Here is a 19267-nt window from a genome sequence, read left to right on the forward strand (position 1 = left end):
CTCGATGGGATGCAAATCGCGTTCTATGACGTTCAGGTGAACGAAAAAACCCTGCCAGATCGTCTCTGACAGGGTTCGAATTGGGATTGCTTGCCGGGACTATTTCTGCGGTAGCGGGCCGATCATCATGATCATCTGACGGCCTTCCATCTTCGGCATGTTCTCGACCTTGCCGATATCCTTGATGTCTTCGGCAACGCGTTCCAGCAGTTCGCGCCCCAGGTTCTGGTGCGCCATCTCACGACCGCGGAACCGCAGGGTGACTTTGACCTTGTCGCCCTTTTCCAGAAACTTGAAGACGTTCTTCATCTTGACGTCATAATCATGCGTGTCGGTGTTGGGCCGGAACTTGACCTCTTTCACCTCGATGATCTTTTGTTTCTTGCGGGCCTCGGCTTCGCGCTTTTGCGTTTCGTACTTGTACTTGCCAAAGTCCATAATCTTGCAGACCGGCGGATTCGCGTTGGGCGAGATCTCGACCAGATCGAGGCCGGCATCGGCGGCAAGTTGCATGGCTTTGGCGGGATGAACCACCCCGACATTTTCACCTTCAGCACCAATCAGGCGGATTTCGGGGGCACGGATTTTGTCGTTGACGCGCGGTCCGGTATCTCTTTGCGGCGGCGCGTTGTGGGGTCTGCGAGCTATGGGTTCATTCCTTTGATGATTGCAGAATTTCGAGCCCGGAATTTAGACCGGGCCGGGCAGCGTTTCAAGCAGCATAAACGCCTGTAAGTCGGAAATTCCCGTGAATTATCGCGGGAATCGGCTGGCCGGGTCAGGAAAGGCCCAGCCAGCCGTGTCGATCAGCCGACAAATGCCTTTTCGATCACGAATTCCTTGGGTTCCGAGTTTGCGCCCTCGCGCAGGCCGAACTCTTCCAGGATTTCCTTGATGTCCAGGTTGAAGGCCAGCGAGCCGCAGACCATCGCGCGGTCGGTTTCGGGCTTGATGCCGCCTTCGATGCCCAGATCGGCAAACACGGTGCCGTCTTTCAGCAGTTCCGTAATGCGGCCCATCTTGGGGCTCTCTTCCCGCGTTGTTGTCGGGTAGTAGCGGATCTTGTCGGCAAAGCCTTCGCCCATCAGTTCGGCCAGCAATTCGTCCTGACGAATGCTTTCAATCAGCTGGCGGCCATATTCCAACTCGGCCACTTCGCGGCAGGTGTGGGTGATGATGACCTCATCATAGTCCTCATAGGTCTGCGGCTCGCGCAGCAGCGAGGCAAATGGCGCAAAGCCGGTGCCGGTGGCAAAGAACCACAGACGTTTGCCGGGCAGCAGGGCATCATGCACCAGCGTGCCGACGGGCTTGGGCCGCAGGATGATCTGATCGCCGGGTTTGATATGCTGCAGCTTCGAGGTCAGCGGGCCGTCCTGCACCTTGATCGAGTAGAACTCCAGCTCTTCATCCCACGAGGGCGAAGCAATCGAATAGGCGCGCAGCAGAGGTTTCTGACGCCCGGTTTTGGGGTCGGGGTCACCCATCAGGCCGATCATCACAAACTCGCCCGAGCGGAACCGCAGCGTCGCAGGGCGCGACACTTTGAACGAGAACAGGCTGTCGGTCCAATGCTTCACATCGGTCACAGTCTGCGCGTCGGGCAGTACGGGGGCCTTTACGGCGGTTGCTTCACTCACGGGTTTCATCTCTGTCATCGTTTCACTGCCGGTGAGGTAAACCGACATCTCCGTTTAATCTTTGATCCAAGTCAGGAAAAGGGGACAGTTTGCCCCCTTCCTTCACAAGCTGGCGATAGCGGTCTTAGCCGCGCAGGCGGGCCTGGTAGTTGTTCTCTTTCCAGTCGGCGCGGGCCAGCCACTGATCTTCGGGCTGACGGGTCGCCAGGGCGTTGTCGATTTCAACCTCATCAAACCCGCTGCGGCGGGCCATGGCGTATTGGTCGGCCAGAACGTGCCCCTTGGCGCGCAGACGTCCGGTAAAGCCTTTCAGGCGCAGCACGCGCGCGATGGTGAACCCACGCCCATCCGCCGAGGACGGAAAGTCCACGCGCACCATTTTTGCGCTGCCCAGACGGTCAATCAGCTCATCCGGGTCGGCGTCCGAGGCCACATCCAGCGCCACAACATCATTCGCGGCGTCTTCCAGGGTCACAAAGCCGTCGGTCCAGTCATCGGGGGCGAACCCCTCATCCGTTACGATTACGTTCATGTTTTCTCTCCGGCGCGCACCATCTTGCCATCGACAAAATGGATGCCGCATTCTTCCTTGTTCTGGTCGCGCCAGCGCCCGGCGCGGGGGTCTTCGCCCTCTTTGACCGGCGAGGTGCAGGGCGCACAGCCGATCGATGGGTATCCTTTGGCCACCAGCGGATGCCGGGGCAGGTTGTTTTCTTCCATATAGGCGCGCACATCTTCGGGCGCCCAATGGGCCAGCGGGTTGACCTTGATCCGGCCTGTTCCGTCCTCGACCTCGAAGAAATCGAGCGCGGCGCGGGTACCGGACTGGAATCTCTTGCGCCCGGTAATCCAGCCGCAATACCCGGTCAATGCCTGTTGCAGCGGGAAGGTCTTGCGCAGGTTGCAACACGCATCCGTATCCCGCAGGCGCAGCGCGCCATAGGGGTCTTCCCGCTGAATGTCCTGATCATCCGCGCGGATGATATGAACGTTTTTCAGGCCCAGACGCTCGCTGACCTCCTGCTGGTATTCCAGCGTTTCGGTGAACAGCATCTGCGTGTCCACAAACAGCACCGGGGTCATCTTGTCGACCACCGCCGCCATATGCAGCAACACCACCGATTCCGCCCCAAAGCTTGAGACCAGAGCAAGCTCGTCGATCTCTTCGATTGCGCCATGCATGACGTCATGGGCGCTGTGGTGGCGGAACCGGTTGTTCAGCGCGTCAACCTTGTCGGTCAGTTCGCGCCTGTCTGCACCCAGTTCCGTCTGGATAAGGTCAAGCGGCATTCGCCTGAGCCTCGGGGTAGAGGGCCGCCTTGAACGGAGCCATACCGACGCGGCGATATGTTTCCAGGAAGGTTTCTTCGGCGCTCTCACGCTGGTTCAGGTAGGTGTCCACGATACGTTCGACGGCTGGCACGATTTCGTCATAGGCAAAGCCCGGGCCAGTGCGGTCGCCAACGGAGGCTGTTTCGGTCGCGTCACCACCCAGCGTGATCTGGTAGTTTTCGACGCCTGCGCGATCCAGACCCAGAATTCCGATATGGCCCACATGGTGGTGACCACATGCGTTGATGCAGCCCGAGATCTTGATCTTAAGGTGACCGATATCATGCTCCAGCTTCAGCTCGTCAAACCGGGTCGCGATTTCCTGCGCAACCGGGATCGAGCGGGCCGTCGCCAGCGCGCAGTAATCCATGCCGGGGCAGGCGATGATGTCGCTGATCAGGCCGATATTGGCTGTGGCCAGTTCGTGTTCTTTCAGCTTGGCATGGATCGCGGGCAGGTCCGATTTGTGGACATGGGGCAGGATCACGTTCTGCTCATGGCTGATACGCAGCTCGTCATAGGCGAAGGTTTCGGCCAGATCGGCCATTACGCGCATCTGCTCAGCCGTTGCATCACCGGGCGTTGCGCCATGCTTTTTGATCGAGATCGTGACAATCGCGTGGTCCGCGTTCTTGTGCGGCGCGATGTTGGTATCGACCCACGAGCGGAATACCGGATCGTTGGTATAGGCGCTTTCGAACGATGCAACCGAACCTTTGCGGAAAGCAGGTGCAGCAAAGTGGCCCTTGATCTCTTCCAGCAGGTTCATGTCGGCGCCTTTGAACTGCGGGCGGACCTGCAGGAAGCGCTCGTTCACCTTGGCGCGGATGGCGTCGATGCCGTTTTCATGCACGGTGATCTTGATGCGGGCCTTGTACTTGTTGTCACGGCGACCGATCTGGTTCCATACGGACACAGTGGCTTCCAGATACGCCAGCAGATCGTCGAAGGCGACGAACTCGGACAGTTCCTTGCCGATCATCGGCGTGCGGCCCAAACCGCCGCCCACGATGACGCGGGCACCCAGAACGCCGTCACGCTCGATCAGTTGCAGGCCGATGTCATGCGCTTTGATCACGGCGCGGTCGTTTTCGCTGCCGGTGATGGCGATCTTGAACTTGCGCGGCATGAACTGGAATTCCGGGTGATCGGTGGACCACTGGCGCAGCAGTTCTGCGTAGGGGCGCGGGTCGGCGATCTCATCCGCGGCGGCACCGGCAAAATGGTCGGCGGTCACGTTGCGGATCGTGTTGCCTGAGGTCTGAATGGCGTGCATCCCAACTTCGGCCAGCGCGTCCAGCATATCCGGCACGTCGTTCAGTTTCGGCCAGTTATACTGGATGTTCTGACGGGTGGTGAAATGGCCATAGCCCTTGTCCCACTTCTCGGCCAGCAGCGCCAGTTGGCGCATCTGCGCGCTGTTCAGCGTGCCGTAGGGAATGGCGACCCGCAGCATATAGGCGTGCAGTTGCAGATAAAGGCCATTCATCAGGCGCAGGGGTTTGAATTCATCTTCGGTCAGCGAGCCGTCAATACGACGCTCGACCTGTGCGCGGAACTGTTTGTTGCGCTCTGCCAGGAATGCTGTGTCGAACTCGGAGTAGCGATACATATCTAGCTGTCCTTAGTTGCAGCCCCGAACTTTGGGGCCTTTTGGGGAGAGGAAGAGGGGCCGGAAGTCAGGCCCGGGGCTGCGTTTCAGTTTCCTGCTTGCCATGGGCATAGTTCGAGGGCCCGGTGCGGCGGAACTCCTCGCGGAAATGGGTGGGTTCGGGGCCGTTTGCGCCAGCGGCTGCATCGGCAAGATAGGCACCAACGATCTTGTTGGCTTGGCGGGCGGCGTCCAGCAGACGGACCTGCGCGTGGGCTTCATCGGTGATCAGCTCGGCCTCGGACAGATCGCGCGACCAGCGGTCATCCTCGGTCTGGTAGATCACGTCGCCTTCCAGCAGGTCATTTGCAGTGACAACTTTAGGGGTAAAAGCGCGGGCCATCAGGCAAGCTCCTTATTGAATTCGGTCAGGGCCTCGGCCGCTTGGCGCGGGGCAAGGCCATAGAATGTCAGAACCGGGCCGTCCATTTCGGCGGCGCTCAGGTCGGTGGGCAGTTGATCGAGTGTGCTTGCCACAACGCGCTGATCCGGGCGCGAGGCATTTTCGATCAGTGTTACGGGGGTGGCGCGGTCCGCGCCGTGCATGATCAGGCGACCCTGGATGAAACGGGCGGATTTCTTGCCCATGTAAATCGCGGCAACCGATCCCTCGCGCGCCAGAGCGGTCCAGTCGTGATCGGCGAAACCCTTCATGTCATGCCCTGTCAGAAACCGGACCGAGGAATTGCGCCCACGCCGGGTCAGGCTTTGACCGATGCCCGCAACGGCTGCAGAGGCCGCAGTGATGCCGGGAACGATGCGCCACGAGATACCAGCAGCCTCAACCGCTTCGATTTCCTCGTCCAGCCGCCCAAACACGGTGGGGTCGCCGGATTTCAGACGCACAACGCGGTTGCCTTTCAGGGCATAATCGACCAGCAGTGCGTCAATATCGGCTTGCTTCCATGACGGGCCGAACCCAGCCTTGCCAACATCCACCAGATGCGCGCTTTGCCCGGCAAGGGTCAGGACGTCTTCGCCGATGAGACGGTCATGCAGAACGACATCCGCGCGCTCAAAGGCTTTCAGGGCCTTGAGCGTCAGCAATTCCGGATCACCGGGACCAGCGCCGACAAAGTCGACATGTCCTGTGCGTCCTGTTTCGTTCGTAAGCTGCATCAGATCGTCCAGAGCTTGGTTTGACTTGCCCTACAATATAGGAAATATTCCCACCAAACCGCCATATCGCGGAATAAATAAGAACGTGCGTCTTCTTAAGCGACCTGTTTGGGACGAGCGTTTCGAAACTGAAGGAAAAATGGAATGTCGGTGCGGATAGACGATACGGATCGGAAAATTCTGGCTGAGCTGCAGCGCGATGCCAGCCAGTCGCTGGACGAAATAGCAGCCCGGGTCGGCAGTTCCAAGACCCCGGTTTGGAATCGAATCCGCAAGCTCAAAAGCGCCGGAATCATTGGTCAGCAAACGGTATTGCTGGACGCCGAAGCGCTGGGGTTCGAGGCCACTTTTTTTGTTCTGATCCGCACATCCGAGCACGAAGCCGACTGGCAGCGTAGGTTCCTGAAAGCCCTTCGGGATCAACCCGAAGTGCAAGAGGCACACCGACTGGCAGGGGACATCGACTATATTCTGAAAGTACGGGTTAAAAATGCCCGCGCCTATGATCAGTTTTACCAGTCTCTGATATCAGAGGTTCGTGTCCACAACGTCACCGCATTGCTGTCAATGGAAGAGATCAAGTCCACGACCATGCTTCCCTTGAACGCCTTGGCCAGCACCTAAGGGGGTTGGGGGCGCTGCCCCCGCCGCCCCTGTCGGGGCGACTCCCCCGGGATATTTCCAGCCAGATGAACAGGGGATCCAGACTTCATCTGGCTAAAAATATCCCCGCCGGAGGCATCGCGCGGAACGCGCGATTTGATTTTAGGCTTCAGGCCAGAACCATTAGGTGTTCAAGGCCGTGAAAATGGTAGCTGTCCGAGTATGTTGGCGGCTCGGTCAGGTGCAGATTGGGGCATCTGTCGAACAGGATGGGCAGAGCGATGCGCATCTCGAGCCGGGCCAGGGGCGCGCCAACGCAAAAGTGCAGGCCGCCGCCAAAGCTTGAGTTTGTTTTGACCGGACGCTTTGGATTGAAGATATGCGGGTCCGGCCATGCCTCGGGGTCCCGGTTGGCGGCACCCAGCAACAGCGCAACCTGATCGCCGCGTTTGAAGGAATGGCCAAAAACCTCAACCTCTTCATAGGCATAGCGGGTGAACATATGCAGGGGCGGATCGAAGCGCAGGATCTCCTCCACAGTGCCATCGATTGCATCCGGCCCGAGGGTACTGCTGCCCAGACCGCATTGAAGAAGGGTTTTTACACCATTCCCAAGTGAGTGGACCGTCGCCTCATGCCCTGCATTGAGCAGTAAGATGCAGGTGGCGATCAGTTCATTGGTTGACAGCCTGTCGCCTTCTTCTTCTGCCGCAATCAGGCGGGTGATCAGGTCGTCACGCGGGTCGGTGCGTCGTTGTTGGATGTAACCGTCTAGAAAGGCGGTGAAATCCTGTGCGGATTGCGCTGCGTTCTGTTCAGTCTCTGACGTGCGGCTTGCCTGATACATCGCGACCATGTCGTGGGACCATCTGAGCAGGTCGGGGGACATGCTTTCGGGCACCCCCAGCAGGCGGCAGATCGTTATGACAGGAACTTGCGTGCAATAGGCATCCAGTAAGTCGAAGGGCCGGTCCGGAAACTGATCAATCAAGTCATGGCACAGGGTTTCGATCGACGGGGCCAAGGCGGCAATGGCGCGCGAGGTGAAGGCCCGTGTGACCAAAGCCCTCAGCCGCGTGTGGCGGGGTGGTTCAGTCTCAAGCAGCGAATGAGCCTCGACCGCCAGCCACGGGGCCAGGTGATCCGGGCCGGGTTTTGCAAGCTCAGCAGGGATTTCGCGACCAAAGCGGCGGTCGCGCAACAGCGCGTGGACCGCCTTGTGCGAAACGGCGGCGACCATGTTGTAGTCGCTCCAATAAACCAGATCTCCATGCGCGCGCGCTGTGTCATAGAACGGATAGGGGTCCTGAACGAAACCCGGATCGGTCGGAGATTGAGAGACGGTCTTCATGCGGCGCAGACTTGCCATCAGGCGGCGTGAATGCAAGACCCTATGTCATGCAAAGGTTTTGGGTCATTTGCGGTTTCCTGATCGCGGTCGGTTTATTGTCGGCAGGTGTCTGGTCCTACGGGTATCGGCAGGCGCTGTCGCAGCTGAGTGAAAAGGCCGAAGCCGATCTGGAGCTTGCCGCCGACCGGCTGAGCACTCAGATGCAGGTCTATCAGGAGCTTGCGGTTCTGATGGCAGGTCACCCGACGCTGGCCGCGCTGGAAACGTCCCAGCAGCAGCAAGAGGCGCGCAAGGTGCTATTGGATGTGGCCGACAAGACAGCTGCGGTCAACATGATGTATCTGGATCGAACTGGCCGCGTTCTGGCCTCGGCCCAGCCAGTTGCGCAACGCAGCATGGCGGGGCATCCCGCGTTTGAGCGTGCATTGCAGGGCGCGATGGGCAGTGCGCATGGTGTCGAAACCGAAAGCGGAAACAGGATCTATTCCTACGCGGCCCCGGCTTTTGGTCCAGCCGGACAGGTCGTAGGGGCCTTGATGGTGTTCGCAGATGTTCAGGATGTCGAACAGACCTGGCGCGGCAGTACCGAAGCGGTTTTCTTTGTTGATCACAACGGCGTCGTCTTTATCTCGAACCGGTCCGATCTGTTGTTCTGGTACCGCGCCGACGGGCAGCGGGGGTTGACGCCGCCCGAGGGCGCGCCAGTCGATTTTGCCTCGTCCTGGGTTGGCGGGCACGAGTTATGGCGGTTGAACTGGGGCCGTTACCTGCCGCAGCACGCGCTGCATCTGACGCTTGATCTGCCGGTGATCGACATGACCGCCGAGGTGCTGGTGGATGTGGCCCCGGCGCGCCGGTTGGCCGGGTTGCAGGCGGCGGCGGTGGCCGCGATCTGTCTGGCCTTTGGCGCCTTGTTGTTTCTGGCCACCGAGCGGCGGCGTACTTTGGCCGAAGCCAATGCCGTGCTTGAAGGCCGCGTGGCAAAGCGAACACGGGATCTGACGACCGCCAACACAGCCCTGCGGCGCGAAGTGGCTGAGCGGCAGGAGGCGGAGGCTGCCTTGAAGCAAGCTCAGGCGGATTTGGTACAGGCTGGTAAGCTGAGCGCATTGGGTCAGATGTCGGCGGGCATCAGTCACGAATTGAACCAGCCCTTGATGGCCATTCAACAGTTCGCCGACAATGGTGCAGCCTTCATGGAGCGGGGGCAGGGTGAAAAGGCCGGAAAAAACCTTGGCCGTATCTCGGAAATGGCCGCGCGCATGGCGCGGATCATCAAGAACCTGAGGGCCTTTGCGCGCAACGAAAGCGAGCCTATGGGCAAGGTCGATCTGGTTCAGGTGATCCAATCGGCGATTGAACTGACAGAGGCAAGATTGCGTGAAGAAGGGGTAACGTTGGACTGGACCCCACCGACCCATCCGGTGAATGCGTGGGGCGGTGAGGTTCGTTTGGCGCAGGTCTTTGTGAACCTGATCAACAACGCCATCGACGCGATGAGCGGGCAGGCAGACAAGCGTATCTTGATCGAGATTGGAACCGGAGATCGCGTTGTTGTGGCGATACGCGACAGCGGGCCGGGTATCGAAGACCCCGACAAATTGTTCGAGCCGTTTTATACCACCAAATCCGTCGGCTCGTCCGAAGGCATGGGGCTGGGCCTGTCGATTTCTTACGGGCTGGTGCAGAGTTTTGGCGGCAATATTCGCGGTGCGAACGCCGAAAACGGCGCGGTATTCACTGTCGAGCTTGAGTATTTCAGAGAGGAAGAGGTTGCATGACACGCAGGGTCCTTCTGGTCGATGACGATGCCGCCGTGCGTGAGGCGCTGGCGCAGACTTTGGAACTGGCCGAATTCACGCCGGTTCCGGCAGGATCCTTTGTTGCGGCAAAGGATCATATCCGGGCGGATTTTCCCGGTGTCATCGTCTCGGACATTCGGATGCCGGGGCGTGACGGTTTTCATCTTCTGACCTATGCGCGCGATGTGGACCCCGAACTGCCGGTGATTCTGTTGACCGGTGAGGGGGATATTCCGATGGCGGTGCAGGCCATGGGGCAGGGGGCGTTTGATTTTCTGGAAAAGCCCTGCGCGGCCTCGGATCTGCTGGCGGTGCTGGAACGGGCTTTTGCGCAGCGCTCGCAGGTTATGGAAAAACGTGCGTTGAAGTCCGAGCTTGAGCGCGGCGATCCCGCAGCGCGTTTGTTGTTCGGCCTGTCACCACAGGCCGAGGCGTTGCGCGAGCGGGTGCGAAACGTCGCCCCAACCGGTGCCGAGGTTTTGGTGACCGGGCCGCCGGGCAGCGGGGTGTCCAAAGTGGCCGAAGTTGTGCATCTAATGTCTCCTGTTGCACAGGGTCCCTTTGTGAAGCGCGCAGGATCCGCGTTGACTGCTGAGGAGCTACTGCAAGGGTGCGAGGATGCTGCGGGTGGGTCCTTGTTTCTGGATGAGATCTCGGCAATGCCGCAGGCCACGCAATATGCGGCTCTGGAACGGATTGAACAGGGCATGGATGCCCGGATCCTTGCAGGGACAACGGCGGATCTGGCTGCGCTGTCGGACGAGGGGCGTTTCAACGCCGATCTGTTCTATCGTCTGGACGTGATGCAGGTGCGCATTCCGTCTCTGGCCGAGCGGCCCGAGGATATCCCGATCATCTTTCGTCACTATGTGGCGCAAGCCGCTGAACAGGCCGGTATCCCCGAGCCCGAGATCACCTCGGACCATCTGGCATCGTTGATGGCGCGCGATTGGCCGGGGAATGCACGGTCGTTGATGTCTGCAGCGATGCGGTTTGTGTTGGGGATGCCCGAGGATGTCGCTCAAGCCGCGGAACTTGGGTTGAGCGATCAGATGGCACGCGTCGAACGGTCGTTGTTGATTGCGGCTTTGGGGCGGCACAATGGCAAAGCCTCGGACGCGGCAAAGGCACTGAAACTGCCGCGCAAGACGTTTTATGACAAGCTGGCGCGGTATCAGATCCGCCCCGAGGATTATCGCAGATAAGCAGACCCTCCCGTCAGGTTTGCCCGCATTTTCATGCGATCAAACCTGTTGGGCCGGGCAGCCCGCTGGAGCGGGCTGCGGTGGGTGTGATGGGGCAAAGGGATTGATTCTGAACCGGTGATTCGAAAACCGTGCGGATTTCCGCACATCTTGGTTTTCCGTTGTGCGGATTTCCGCACACCCTTGGCTGGGTGACAAAATACGTGCCTGAAAGGTATAATTTAAGTATCGGTTATTATTATATAAATAACGACCCTTCATCCCCGGAATCAAAACGTTGTGCGGTAGGATTTGATTCGCTTCACTGCCCGGCATGCGGTGCCCCTGTGGCATCTGATGGAATGTTTTGAAGTCTGGGAGGAGAACAGATGAGAGTTTTGACAACAGCCGCGACGGCTCTGGCATTGGCGGTAACCGCCTCGGCGGGTATTGCGGCGTGCGACGACGGTGAAATCGTCGTCAAGTTCGCGCATGTGACGAACACCGACAAGCACCCGAAAGGCATCGCTGCCTCGCTGCTGGAACAGCGCGTCAATGATGAGATGAACGGCGTGATGTGTATGGAGGTCTATCCGAACTCGACCCTCTACAATGACGACAAGGTGCTTGAGGCGATGCTGCAAGGCGACGTGCAACTGGCCGCGCCGTCGCTGTCGAAGTTTGAGAAGTTCACCAAACAGTTCCGCCTGTTCGACCTGCCGTTCATGTTCAAGAACATCGATGCCGTGGACGCGTTCCAGGCCTCGGCCGATGGTCAGGCGATGAAGGACAGCATGCAGCGCCGTGGCCTGCAGGGGTTGGCCTTCTGGCACAATGGCATGAAGCAGATGTCGGCGAACAAGCCGCTGGTTGATCCGTCGGATGCGGATGGTCTGAAATTCCGGGTGCAGTCCTCGGACGTGCTGGTTGCGCAGATGGAAGCGATCGGTGGCAGCCCGCAGAAGATGGCGTTCTCGGAAGTCTATGGCGCGCTGCAACAGGGCGTTGTGGACGGGCAGGAAAACACCTGGTCGAACATCTACGGCAAGAAGTTCTTCGAGGTGCAGGACGGCATTACCGAGACCAATCACGGCATCATCGATTATCTGGTCGTGACCTCGGTGGATTGGCTGGACAGCCTGGACCCCGAGGTGCGTGACCAGTTCATGACCATCATGGACGAAGTGACCGAAACCCGGAACAAGGAAGCCTTTGCCGTGAACGAAGCGGCCAAAGCCTCGATCACCGACGCGGGTGGTATCATTCGTGAACTGAATCCCGAACAGCGTCAGGCCTGGGTTGATGCGATGAAGCCCGTCTGGGATCAGTTCGCTGGTGACGTGGGTCAGGACAAGATCGACGCCGCACAGGCCATCAACGCCGGGTTCTGATCCGGTCAGGCCGCGCGTCCGGGGACTGGGGAGTTAACGACGCGCGGCCTTGGCGGGCCGCTTCAAAGGCCCGCCGCAATTTACTCTCATCACCAAAAATGCGGGGACAGAAAGATGTCTGGTGCGAAATCCGGCCCGTCTGGGCTGGTCGACCATATCGAAGAGACCGTGATTGCATTGCTGCTGGGCCTGATGACGGCCGTGACCTTTGCCAATGTGATCGCCCGGTTCTTTTTTAACTCGAACATACTATGGGCGCTGGAACTGACGGTGTTCATGTTCGGCTGGCTTGTGCTGCTGGGCGCGTCATATGCGGTCAAGAAACACGCTCATCTTGGGGTCGATGCGATCCTGAACATGCTGGCCCCCGCGCCGCGTCGGATCCTGGCGCTGATCGCTGTGGCCTGTTGTCTGGTGTTCTCGCTGCTGTTGCTCAAGGGTGCCTATGATTACTGGGCGGTATTTGCTGACCTGCCGCCCACATCGGGTCGCTGGTTCCCGACCGGGTTCAATTTCGACGCCCGCAGCCAGAGTTTCTATGAAGTTGACGATATTCCGATGATCGCACCGCTGCGGTTCCTGGAAGACCTGATCAACTATGGCGAATATTACGAGAAACTGCCCAAGGTCGTTCCGTATTTCATCCTGCCTTTGTCGATGCTGCTGCTGGTGATCCGCTTTGCGCAGGTTGCCCTGCAGATTTGGCGCGGTGAAACGGACCGTCTGGTCGCCAGCCACGAGGTTGAGGACGAGATCGAAGAAGTGCGCGCGCAGCAGGGAGGACATGACTGATGGACGTTGTACTTCTTTTCTCGATGGTCATCGGCCTGCTGCTGATCGGGGTTCCGATTGCGGTGGCGCTTGGCCTCAGTTCGACCCTGTTCCTGCTGATTTATTCCGACAGTTCGCTGGCTTCGGTCGCGGGCACGCTGTTCGAGGCGTTCGAGGGGCACTTTACCCTGCTGGCGATCCCGTTCTTCATTCTGGCCTCGTCCTTCATGACCACGGGTGGGGTGGCACGGAGGATCATCCGGTTCTCGATTGCGTGCGTGGGGCATCTGCCCGGTGGTCTGGCGATTGCGGGTGTCTTTGCCTGTATGCTGTTTGCTGCGCTGTCCGGGTCGTCCCCGGCGACCGTTGTGGCCATCGGCTCCATTGTCATCGCCGGGATGCGTCAGGTGGGTTATTCCAAGGAATTCGCCGCAGGTGTGATCTGTAACGCGGGTACGCTGGGCATCCTGATTCCGCCCTCGATCGTGATGGTTGTCTACGCGGCAGCCGTTGAGGTCTCGGTCGGGCGGATGTTTCTGGCGGGTGTCATTCCGGGCCTGATGGCCGGTCTGATGCTGATGATCACCATTTACGTCATGGCCAAGGTGAAGAACCTGCCCAAAGGCGACTGGAAGGGTTGGGGCGAGATTTTCACCTCGGCACGTGAGGCCGGTTGGGGATTGTTCCTGATCGTGATCATCCTCGGCGGCATCTACGGTGGTATCTTTACACCAACCGAGGCCGCAGCGGTGGCCGCTGTTTACGCCTTCCTGATTGCCAGCTTTGTCTACAAGGACATGGGGCCGCTCAGTACGGAAGAGGGGACGGCGAATATTCCGCTGTTCAAGAAACCGCATGCTCTGGTCACCGCGTTCTTTCACCCTGACACCAAGCATACGCTGTTCGAGGCTGGTAAACTGACCGTCACGCTGCTGTTCGTGATCGCCAACGCGCTGATCCTGAAACATGTGCTGACGGACGAGCAGGTCCCGCAACACATTGCCGAGGCGATGTTGTCTGCCGGTCTGGGTCCGGTGACCTTCCTGATCGTGGTGAACGTGATCCTGCTGATCGGTGGTCAGTTCATGGAGCCTTCGGGTCTGCTGGTCATCGTCGCGCCGCTGGTGTTCCCGATTGCGATCGAGCTGGGTATCGACCCGATCCATCTGGGCATCATCATGGTGGTGAACATGGAAATCGGGATGATCACGCCTCCGGTCGGGTTGAACCTGTTCGTGACTTCGGGCGTGGCAGGCATGCCGATGATGAGCGTCGTGCGGGCCGCGTTGCCGTTCCTGGCGGTGCTGTTCGTCTTCCTAATCATGGTGACGTATATACCGTGGATTTCGACCTTCCTGCCGAACTCGGTCATGGGGCCTGAGATCATAACGAACTAGCGAATTTGTGGCCGGGCGGCGCGTGTTGCCCGGCCACACACTTGAACCCGGGGCAGGGATGCCTATCTCGGGGTCAGAGGACGACCTCCCCACCACGGGCAGATCATGCGGGACGACCCGCTTGGATAAGGGGTCACCTCATGGCATGGATCATGCTTGTTTTTGCCGGAATTCTCGAAATTGTCTGGGCGGGTGCGATGAAGCAATCCGCGGGTTTCACGCGGCTTTTGCCAACCGCGATCATGGGCGTTTCCATGATTGGCTCGTTTGGGTTGCTGTCACTGGCGATGCGGGATCTGCCGCTGAGCACTGCTTACACGATTTGGGTCGGCATCGGCGCGGTTGGCGCGTTTCTGGTGGGCGTCACGGTGCTGGGTGAGGCGCTGACGCCCATGCGCCTTCTGGCAGCGGCGTTGATCATTGCCGGGATCGTGACGATGAAGCTGGCCTGATTGTGCGGCCCCGGCTCAGACGCCTTCCAGCGCCTCGATGATGCCCGAGAAATCCGCAGCTTTCAGGCTGGCCCCGCCGACCAGCGCGCCGTCTAAATTCGAAACACCGAAAATTTCGGCCGCATTGGACGGCTTGACCGAACCGCCATACAGCAACCGGACCGAGCGGCCGACGCCCTCGCCAAACCGGCGTTCCAGACGGGCGCGGATGAAATCATGGACCTCACCGATCTCTTCCAGCGTCGGAACCTTGCCGGTGCCGATGGCCCAGATCGGCTCGTAAGCGACGATCAGGTTCTCGCCGGTTGACTGGTCCGGGATCGAGCCCGACATCTGCCCGCCGATGATGTCCAATGTGTTGGCGGCCTCGCGCTGTTCGAGGCTTTCGCCGACGCAGATGATGGCTTTCAGGCCTGCATCCATGACCGATCTGGCCTTGGCGCGCACGTCTTCGTTTTGCTCGCCATGATCCACGCGCCGTTCCGAATGGCCCAGAATGACTGCCGTGGCACCGGCGTCTTGCAGCATCTCGGCGCTGACATCACCGGTATGCGCGCCCGAGTGTTCTGCGTGGCAGTCCTGCCCGCCGACCGAGACGCCAGTACCCTCAACCATCTCGGCGGCGCGGTGCAACAGGGTGGCCGGGGGACAGATCAGAATATCGACCGAAGGCGAGGGGTGCTTGGCCGCAAGTTGCTTAAGCTCGGCAAGCGCTGCGCCGGTTCCGTTCATTTTCCAGTTTCCAGCCGCCAGCTTGCGCCGCATATCGAACTCTCCCTGCGAATTTGTCGTTTGGGCCATCGGATAGCATCGATGATCGGACCTTACAATTGCGGTTGCAGTTCATATCTGTGACGGGCAGTTTTCGCGCTGAGTCTTCCGAGGATGCCATGATCGACAACCTTGATCTTGAAAAGCTGGACAACCGGGACCCGCAAGAGCTTGCGCGCTTGCGGCAAGCCGTTGGACAGATTGGGTTTTTGAAGGTGCGCAACACAGGGCTGACGCGGGAACGCATTCAGAACGTGATCGCGGCCTATTACGACTTTTTCCGCTTGCCCGAGCAGGACAAACGCGCTGTCGACATGGCTGTGACCGGTTCCAATCGGGGCTGGGGCGCGCCGCAGTCAGAGCAGGTTGATCCGACAGCCAATCCGGATTTCAAGGAAGTGTTCGATTGCGGCTATGAACTGCCGCAGGGCAACCCATACCGCGCCCAGAACCTGAGCGTGTATGCCCCGAACCTGTGGCCCGAGGAACCAGAGCACTTTCAAGACACCATTCGCGCGTATTACGCGGATGCCTGCGATGTATCCATGCGGGTGTTGCGCGCGATTGCTGTCGCCTTGGGGCGGGACGCGGGCAGTTTTGATGCGGCCTTCGACACGCCAATGGCCCTGCTGCGCGGGAACTACTATCCCCAGCGGCCTGTTTGGGCCGGGGACAAAGACTTCGGCATTGGCGCGCATACAGATTACGGCTGCCTGACCCTTTTGGCCACCGACGGCACGTCTGGATTGGAAGTACGGATGCCCGATGGGGCGTGGGAGAAGGTTCAGGCCGAACCGGGTGTCTTTGTGATCAACTTCGGTGAGATGCTGGAGTTCTGGACCGCAGGCCGCGTCAAGGCGACCGAGCACCGGGTAATAGGCGGGTCCCACGAAAGGATCTCGGTCCCGATGTTCTTCAACCCAACCTACGACACCAATGTCGCCCCACCGGGTTCAGGGCAGGTGATTTCCGCAGGCGATCACCTGACGAAACGTTTCAATGAAACCTATCTGCACCTGAAATCAGCTTAGGGCTGCGATGTAAGGCTTTCGTCAAACTTGATCGACTCGCCACAACCACAGGCATCGACCACGTTGGGGTTTTTGAACTTGAACCCGGATTCCAGCAGCGAGACTTCGTAATCGATCTCGGTTCCGAACAGGAACATTTGCGCCATGGGGGCAATCATCACGCGTGCGCCGTCTTGCTCGACCACCTCGTCATGCGGGTCGGCCTCGTCGACATAGTCCATGGTGTATTCCATGCCTGCACAGCCGCCTTTTTTCACACCGATACGCAGACCAGTATGACCGCCGGATTTCATCAGGCGGGTGATCTGCTCTGCAGCTTTGGGCGTTATGGTCACGGCCTGTTTGCCGGGAATGCCGAACATCTGTGTCTCCGTCGTCGCGCGTTACCGCTAATTTAGGGGCGTATCCCGGCAGGCTCAAGTCGGTGCGATTGGATGTTGTGAAATTTACCACCAGCTTGCGCGGGTTGCGTTGACGTGACGGATGCGCGTAGCCTGACACAAGACAGTTTGCCAAAGTCGGCCAGAGATCAAATTACATTTGGGGAGTTATATTGAAATGAATGGGTTACGCGACAAATCTAATGCAATTTTTTATACTGCTTTGATCGGCACCGCAGCCATGATCACGGCCATTCCCGCTTATTCGGACACAACACTCAAGCGGCATCCGATCAATTGTGCCACAGCCGAAGGGGATCTGCGGGCGATTGCATCGGAAAAGAAACACGCTCAGGACCAGCAATTGGAAAGCGTCGCCGCGATCACTCCGGCAGGTGCATTACTGGGTCTTGTGACCGGGACCGAGAACAAAAGATTGCAAATGCTGTCCGGCGACTACGTCAAAGAGCTGGACCAGCGGGCCGCAGACATCAAAGCGACCTGCGGTCTGAGTTAGGCCCCAGCGCATCCGGAAAAAGAAAAGACCGCTCTCGGGCAAGAGCGGTCCAATTTCCGGGCCGGGGATGGGGGATGGCACAGTCGGTACCGGCCCATGCGCATGACAGAATTAAACCTTGGCGGTTGTCGATGCGCCGTATGTGTCCCGCAGAAATGTGACAGCGGGCCTACAGTTCGGTAACGGATGGATTAACCTTTTGTGACAATGCCTTAAGCGCGATCACATGAACCCGAGTTCAAGCCGGGCTTCGTCCGACATCATCTCCATGCCCCAGGGCGGCTCCCACGTCAGTTCAACGTCCACTTCCTTGATCCCCGGAACCGGTTCGATGGCCTCCATGATCCAGCCGGGCATATCGCCCGCAACCGGGCAGCCGGGCGCGGTCAGCGTCATGATCACCTTGACCGCATTGTCGTCCTTGATGTCGATCGTATAGATCAGGCCGAGGTCATAGATATTGACAGGAATTTCAGGGTCATAAACCGTTCTGCACGCCTCGACCACCTGGTCGTAAAGGGGGTGTTCAATTGTCGAAGGTGCAATCAGCGGTGTGCCTTCTAAGTGTTCGCTCGGGTGCGTCATCTTCGCCTCGGGTCGGTTGCCTGAGTGATTATATAGGGAATGGCTGTGGCAGCGTCCAGTGCTGCAAAGGCCGCCGCGCGACCCTTGACGTTAGTCGTTGATATCATGCTCAAAGGTTTTCACCTGCCCATGCGGGTGCGCAAAGGTTCGGCGCAGGCCCAGCCACGCGATCAGCGACAGCACCGCGAAGATCAGCAGTACAACCGGCAGCGATGGGGCAAGCCCCGGGATAAGCAGCAGCAGCCCGGTCACAGCGGCCCCGATGGCAAAGCCCAGAAAGATAAAACCGGGCAGAACGATTTCGAGGATGCCGAGCGCCAAAGCGCCCGCCAACCAGATCCACCATGTCAGCCAGAAGGGGTCGGCCATCACTTGCCTCCTTTCAGCATCTTGAACGCATCGCCAAAGGCTTCCAGAGCATTTGCAGGCAAGACAATCGTTTGTTTGCCGGTGCCATTGCCCAGCGCGTTCAGCGATTCCACCTGTTTCAGCGCAACCTGATACTGCGCGGCCTCGATCCCGTTGTCCTGAATGGCCTTGGCGACGACGCCGGTGGCATATGCCTCGGCCTCGGCCTGAATGCGGCGGGCTTTGGCGGTTTGTTCTGCGGCATAAAGCTCGGCGTCAGCCTGCAGTTCCACGGCGCGTTTCTGACCTTCGGCTTCGGTCACCTGCGCGCGGCGGGCGCGTTCGGCGTTCAGCTGTTGCAACATCGCGTCGCGGGTGGCCTGATCGAGGTTCACGTCCAAGATCTCGGCCCGGGTCACTTCGATGCCCCAGTCATCCACGGCGGTTTCGACGCTTTCCTGAATCTGAGCGATCAGCTGGGCGCGGTTCGACTGAACCTCATCCAGATCCATTTTACCGATCTCGGCGCGGACGATACCGGCAACGGTGGTGGCAATCGCGCCGTCCACGTCGCGGATACGGTACACGGTCTTTTCAGGCTCAAGAATGCGGTAGAAGACCGAGGTGTCGATCTGAACCAGCACGTTGTCCTTGGTGATCGCGTCTTGTGTCGCATTGGGCAGCTGGCGTTCCAGAATGGATATCTTGTGGCGTGCAACATCCAGAAACGGAACGATAAAGTTGATGCCCGGGCCAAGCACCGAGTGCAGGCGTCCGAACCGTTCAACCACGTATTTTTCGGATTGGGGAACGATCTTGATGCCTTTGAGCGTAACGATGACCACCAGAATGGCGGCCAAAAAGTAAATGATATTCGACGAAAGCAATCCAATGATCTGCTCTTCTGTCATAACTGTCCTCTTTTATTGTGTACATTAGTAT

General features: G+C 59.1%; 22 protein-coding genes. 9 read left to right on the plus strand and 13 right to left on the minus strand.

From position 1 onward, the window contains the following. Nucleotides 1-99 precede the first annotated feature (99 nt). From infC to cobA, 7 genes are all read right to left on the minus strand, one after another. Entirely contained in the window at nucleotides 100-690 is a 591-nt protein-coding gene (gene infC / locus ACR0KJ_RS03120; protein ID WP_480626269.1) for a translation initiation factor IF-3, read from the minus strand. A 116-nt stretch (nucleotides 691-806) separates the two neighbouring features. Further along, nucleotides 807-1658 (minus strand): ferredoxin--NADP reductase, encoded by an 852-nt coding sequence (locus tag ACR0KJ_RS03125; RefSeq protein WP_170450982.1) that lies wholly within the window; start codon nucleotides 1656-1658, stop codon nucleotides 807-809. Nucleotides 1659-1764: 106 nt separating this feature from the next. After that, complete coding sequence (locus tag ACR0KJ_RS03130) at nucleotides 1765-2172, minus strand: DUF934 domain-containing protein (protein WP_480625955.1); 408 nt, start codon at nucleotides 2170-2172, stop codon at nucleotides 1765-1767. After that, complete coding sequence (locus tag ACR0KJ_RS03135; protein ID WP_480625956.1) at nucleotides 2169-2930, minus strand: phosphoadenylyl-sulfate reductase; 762 nt, start codon at nucleotides 2928-2930, stop codon at nucleotides 2169-2171. Before ACR0KJ_RS03135 ends, ACR0KJ_RS03130 begins: the two co-directional genes overlap by 4 nt. Beyond that, a complete protein-coding gene (locus tag ACR0KJ_RS03140; RefSeq protein ID WP_480625957.1) occupies nucleotides 2920-4584 on the minus strand; it encodes a nitrite/sulfite reductase in 1665 nt (554 codons plus the stop codon). The genes ACR0KJ_RS03135 and ACR0KJ_RS03140 overlap by 11 nt, the downstream gene beginning before the upstream one ends. Nucleotides 4585-4651: 67 nt before the next feature. Further along, a complete protein-coding gene (locus ACR0KJ_RS03145; RefSeq protein ID WP_170450972.1) occupies nucleotides 4652-4966 on the minus strand; it encodes a DUF2849 domain-containing protein in 315 nt (104 codons plus the stop codon). Next, nucleotides 4966-5742 carry a uroporphyrinogen-III C-methyltransferase gene (gene cobA, locus ACR0KJ_RS03150; protein ID WP_480625958.1) on the minus strand — a complete coding sequence of 259 codons (777 nt, stop codon included), beginning with the start codon at nucleotides 5740-5742 and terminating at the stop codon, nucleotides 4966-4968. Before cobA ends, ACR0KJ_RS03145 begins: the two co-directional genes overlap by 1 nt. Before the next feature lie 144 nt (nucleotides 5743-5886). Here cobA and ACR0KJ_RS03155 point away from each other — a divergent pair, with 144 nt between their 5' ends. Continuing rightward, a complete protein-coding gene (locus ACR0KJ_RS03155) occupies nucleotides 5887-6366 on the plus strand; it encodes an Lrp/AsnC family transcriptional regulator (RefSeq protein WP_480625959.1) in 480 nt (159 codons plus the stop codon). 148 nt (nucleotides 6367-6514) lie between these two features. On the opposite strand, the gene ACR0KJ_RS03160 is transcribed toward ACR0KJ_RS03155, so the two are convergent. Next, nucleotides 6515-7696 carry a cytochrome P450 gene (locus ACR0KJ_RS03160; protein ID WP_480625960.1) on the minus strand — a complete coding sequence of 394 codons (1182 nt, stop codon included), beginning with the start codon at nucleotides 7694-7696 and terminating at the stop codon, nucleotides 6515-6517. A gap of 47 nt (nucleotides 7697-7743) precedes the next feature. On the opposite strand from ACR0KJ_RS03160, the gene ACR0KJ_RS03165 reads away from it, so the two are divergent. From ACR0KJ_RS03165 to ACR0KJ_RS03190, 6 genes are all read left to right on the plus strand, one after another. Beyond that, entirely contained in the window at nucleotides 7744-9477 is a 1734-nt protein-coding gene (locus ACR0KJ_RS03165) for an ATP-binding protein (protein WP_170450966.1), read from the plus strand. Then, nucleotides 9474-10703: a sigma-54-dependent transcriptional regulator gene (locus ACR0KJ_RS03170; RefSeq protein WP_480625961.1), complete on the plus strand. Its 1230-nt coding sequence runs from the start codon at nucleotides 9474-9476 to the stop codon at nucleotides 10701-10703. The genes ACR0KJ_RS03165 and ACR0KJ_RS03170 overlap by 4 nt, the downstream gene beginning before the upstream one ends. A 368-nt stretch (nucleotides 10704-11071) precedes the next feature. After that, on the plus strand, nucleotides 11072-12073 hold the full coding sequence (locus ACR0KJ_RS03175) for a DctP family TRAP transporter solute-binding subunit (RefSeq protein WP_170621739.1): 1002 nt from the start codon (nucleotides 11072-11074) through the stop codon (nucleotides 12071-12073). 114 nt (nucleotides 12074-12187) lie between these two features. Then, nucleotides 12188-12865, plus strand: a complete 678-nt coding sequence (locus ACR0KJ_RS03180; RefSeq protein WP_170734660.1) for a TRAP transporter small permease — start codon at nucleotides 12188-12190, stop codon at nucleotides 12863-12865. Further along, nucleotides 12865-14241 (plus strand): TRAP transporter large permease, encoded by a 1377-nt coding sequence (locus ACR0KJ_RS03185; protein WP_170450958.1) that lies wholly within the window; start codon nucleotides 12865-12867, stop codon nucleotides 14239-14241. The genes ACR0KJ_RS03180 and ACR0KJ_RS03185 overlap by 1 nt, the downstream gene beginning before the upstream one ends. Before the next feature lie 140 nt (nucleotides 14242-14381). Next, nucleotides 14382-14693 (plus strand): DMT family transporter, encoded by a 312-nt coding sequence (locus tag ACR0KJ_RS03190; protein WP_480625962.1) that lies wholly within the window; start codon nucleotides 14382-14384, stop codon nucleotides 14691-14693. Nucleotides 14694-14708: 15 nt separating this feature from the next. Here ACR0KJ_RS03190 and tpiA read toward each other — a convergent pair whose 3' ends face one another. After that, nucleotides 14709-15458 carry a triose-phosphate isomerase gene (tpiA, locus tag ACR0KJ_RS03195; RefSeq protein WP_480626270.1) on the minus strand — a complete coding sequence of 250 codons (750 nt, stop codon included), beginning with the start codon at nucleotides 15456-15458 and terminating at the stop codon, nucleotides 14709-14711. Nucleotides 15459-15583: 125 nt separating this feature from the next. Between tpiA and ACR0KJ_RS03200 the strand changes: the two genes are divergently transcribed. Continuing rightward, the gene (locus tag ACR0KJ_RS03200; protein ID WP_480625963.1) at nucleotides 15584-16495 is read left to right on the plus strand and encodes an isopenicillin N synthase family dioxygenase; all 912 of its coding nucleotides are present in this window, start codon (nucleotides 15584-15586) and stop codon (nucleotides 16493-16495) included. Here the strand turns inward: ACR0KJ_RS03200 and ACR0KJ_RS03205 are convergent. Further along, nucleotides 16492-16857: a HesB/IscA family protein gene (locus tag ACR0KJ_RS03205; protein ID WP_170518332.1), complete on the minus strand. Its 366-nt coding sequence runs from the start codon at nucleotides 16855-16857 to the stop codon at nucleotides 16492-16494. The two genes, ACR0KJ_RS03200 and ACR0KJ_RS03205, sit on opposite strands and share 4 nt — an antisense overlap. A gap of 259 nt (nucleotides 16858-17116) precedes the next feature. Between ACR0KJ_RS03205 and ACR0KJ_RS03210 the strand changes: the two genes are divergently transcribed. After that, a complete protein-coding gene (locus ACR0KJ_RS03210; protein WP_480625964.1) occupies nucleotides 17117-17392 on the plus strand; it encodes a hypothetical protein in 276 nt (91 codons plus the stop codon). Between the two features lie 222 nt (nucleotides 17393-17614). Here ACR0KJ_RS03210 and ACR0KJ_RS03215 read toward each other — a convergent pair whose 3' ends face one another. From ACR0KJ_RS03215 to ACR0KJ_RS03225, 3 genes are all read right to left on the minus strand, one after another. Then, the gene (locus tag ACR0KJ_RS03215; protein ID WP_170450947.1) at nucleotides 17615-17977 is read right to left on the minus strand and encodes an SUF system Fe-S cluster assembly protein; all 363 of its coding nucleotides are present in this window, start codon (nucleotides 17975-17977) and stop codon (nucleotides 17615-17617) included. Nucleotides 17978-18067: 90 nt separating this feature from the next. Further along, nucleotides 18068-18346 carry an NfeD family protein gene (locus ACR0KJ_RS03220; RefSeq protein ID WP_170450945.1) on the minus strand — a complete coding sequence of 93 codons (279 nt, stop codon included), beginning with the start codon at nucleotides 18344-18346 and terminating at the stop codon, nucleotides 18068-18070. After that, a complete protein-coding gene (locus ACR0KJ_RS03225; protein ID WP_170450943.1) occupies nucleotides 18346-19236 on the minus strand; it encodes an SPFH domain-containing protein in 891 nt (296 codons plus the stop codon). The genes ACR0KJ_RS03220 and ACR0KJ_RS03225 overlap by 1 nt, the downstream gene beginning before the upstream one ends. Between the last annotated feature and the right edge of the window lie 31 nt (nucleotides 19237-19267).

The organism is Ruegeria sp. AD6, assembly GCF_056542325.1.

Bases quoted from the DNA above. Each gene is read 5' to 3' on its own strand.
- ACR0KJ_RS03125 (WP_170450982.1), bottom strand. From the start codon at position 1,658: ATGACAGAGATGAAACCCGTGAGTGAAGCAACCGCCGTAAAGGCCCCC.
- ACR0KJ_RS03130 (WP_480625955.1), bottom strand. From the start codon at position 2,172: ATGAACGTAATCGTAACGGATGAGGGGTTCGCCCCCGATGACTGGACC.
- ACR0KJ_RS03135 (WP_480625956.1), bottom strand. From the start codon at position 2,930: ATGCCGCTTGACCTTATCCAGACGGAACTGGGTGCAGACAGGCGCGAA.
- ACR0KJ_RS03140 (WP_480625957.1), bottom strand. From the start codon at position 4,584: ATGTATCGCTACTCCGAGTTCGACACAGCATTCCTGGCAGAGCGCAAC.
- ACR0KJ_RS03145 (WP_170450972.1), bottom strand. From the start codon at position 4,966: ATGGCCCGCGCTTTTACCCCTAAAGTTGTCACTGCAAATGACCTGCTG.
- cobA (WP_480625958.1), bottom strand. From the start codon at position 5,742: ATGCAGCTTACGAACGAAACAGGACGCACAGGACATGTCGACTTTGTC.
- ACR0KJ_RS03155 (WP_480625959.1), top strand. From the start codon at position 5,887: ATGTCGGTGCGGATAGACGATACGGATCGGAAAATTCTGGCTGAGCTG.
- ACR0KJ_RS03160 (WP_480625960.1), bottom strand. From the start codon at position 7,696: ATGAAGACCGTCTCTCAATCTCCGACCGATCCGGGTTTCGTTCAGGAC.
- ACR0KJ_RS03165 (WP_170450966.1), top strand. From the start codon at position 7,744: ATGCAAAGGTTTTGGGTCATTTGCGGTTTCCTGATCGCGGTCGGTTTA.
- ACR0KJ_RS03170 (WP_480625961.1), top strand. From the start codon at position 9,474: ATGACACGCAGGGTCCTTCTGGTCGATGACGATGCCGCCGTGCGTGAG.
- ACR0KJ_RS03175 (WP_170621739.1), top strand. From the start codon at position 11,072: ATGAGAGTTTTGACAACAGCCGCGACGGCTCTGGCATTGGCGGTAACC.
- ACR0KJ_RS03180 (WP_170734660.1), top strand. From the start codon at position 12,188: ATGTCTGGTGCGAAATCCGGCCCGTCTGGGCTGGTCGACCATATCGAA.
- ACR0KJ_RS03185 (WP_170450958.1), top strand. From the start codon at position 12,865: ATGGACGTTGTACTTCTTTTCTCGATGGTCATCGGCCTGCTGCTGATC.
- ACR0KJ_RS03190 (WP_480625962.1), top strand. From the start codon at position 14,382: ATGGCATGGATCATGCTTGTTTTTGCCGGAATTCTCGAAATTGTCTGG.
- tpiA (WP_480626270.1), bottom strand. From the start codon at position 15,458: ATGCGGCGCAAGCTGGCGGCTGGAAACTGGAAAATGAACGGAACCGGC.
- ACR0KJ_RS03200 (WP_480625963.1), top strand. From the start codon at position 15,584: ATGATCGACAACCTTGATCTTGAAAAGCTGGACAACCGGGACCCGCAA.
- ACR0KJ_RS03205 (WP_170518332.1), bottom strand. From the start codon at position 16,857: ATGTTCGGCATTCCCGGCAAACAGGCCGTGACCATAACGCCCAAAGCT.
- ACR0KJ_RS03210 (WP_480625964.1), top strand. From the start codon at position 17,117: ATGATCACGGCCATTCCCGCTTATTCGGACACAACACTCAAGCGGCAT.
- ACR0KJ_RS03215 (WP_170450947.1), bottom strand. From the start codon at position 17,977: ATGACGCACCCGAGCGAACACTTAGAAGGCACACCGCTGATTGCACCT.
- ACR0KJ_RS03220 (WP_170450945.1), bottom strand. From the start codon at position 18,346: ATGGCCGACCCCTTCTGGCTGACATGGTGGATCTGGTTGGCGGGCGCT.
- ACR0KJ_RS03225 (WP_170450943.1), bottom strand. From the start codon at position 19,236: ATGACAGAAGAGCAGATCATTGGATTGCTTTCGTCGAATATCATTTAC.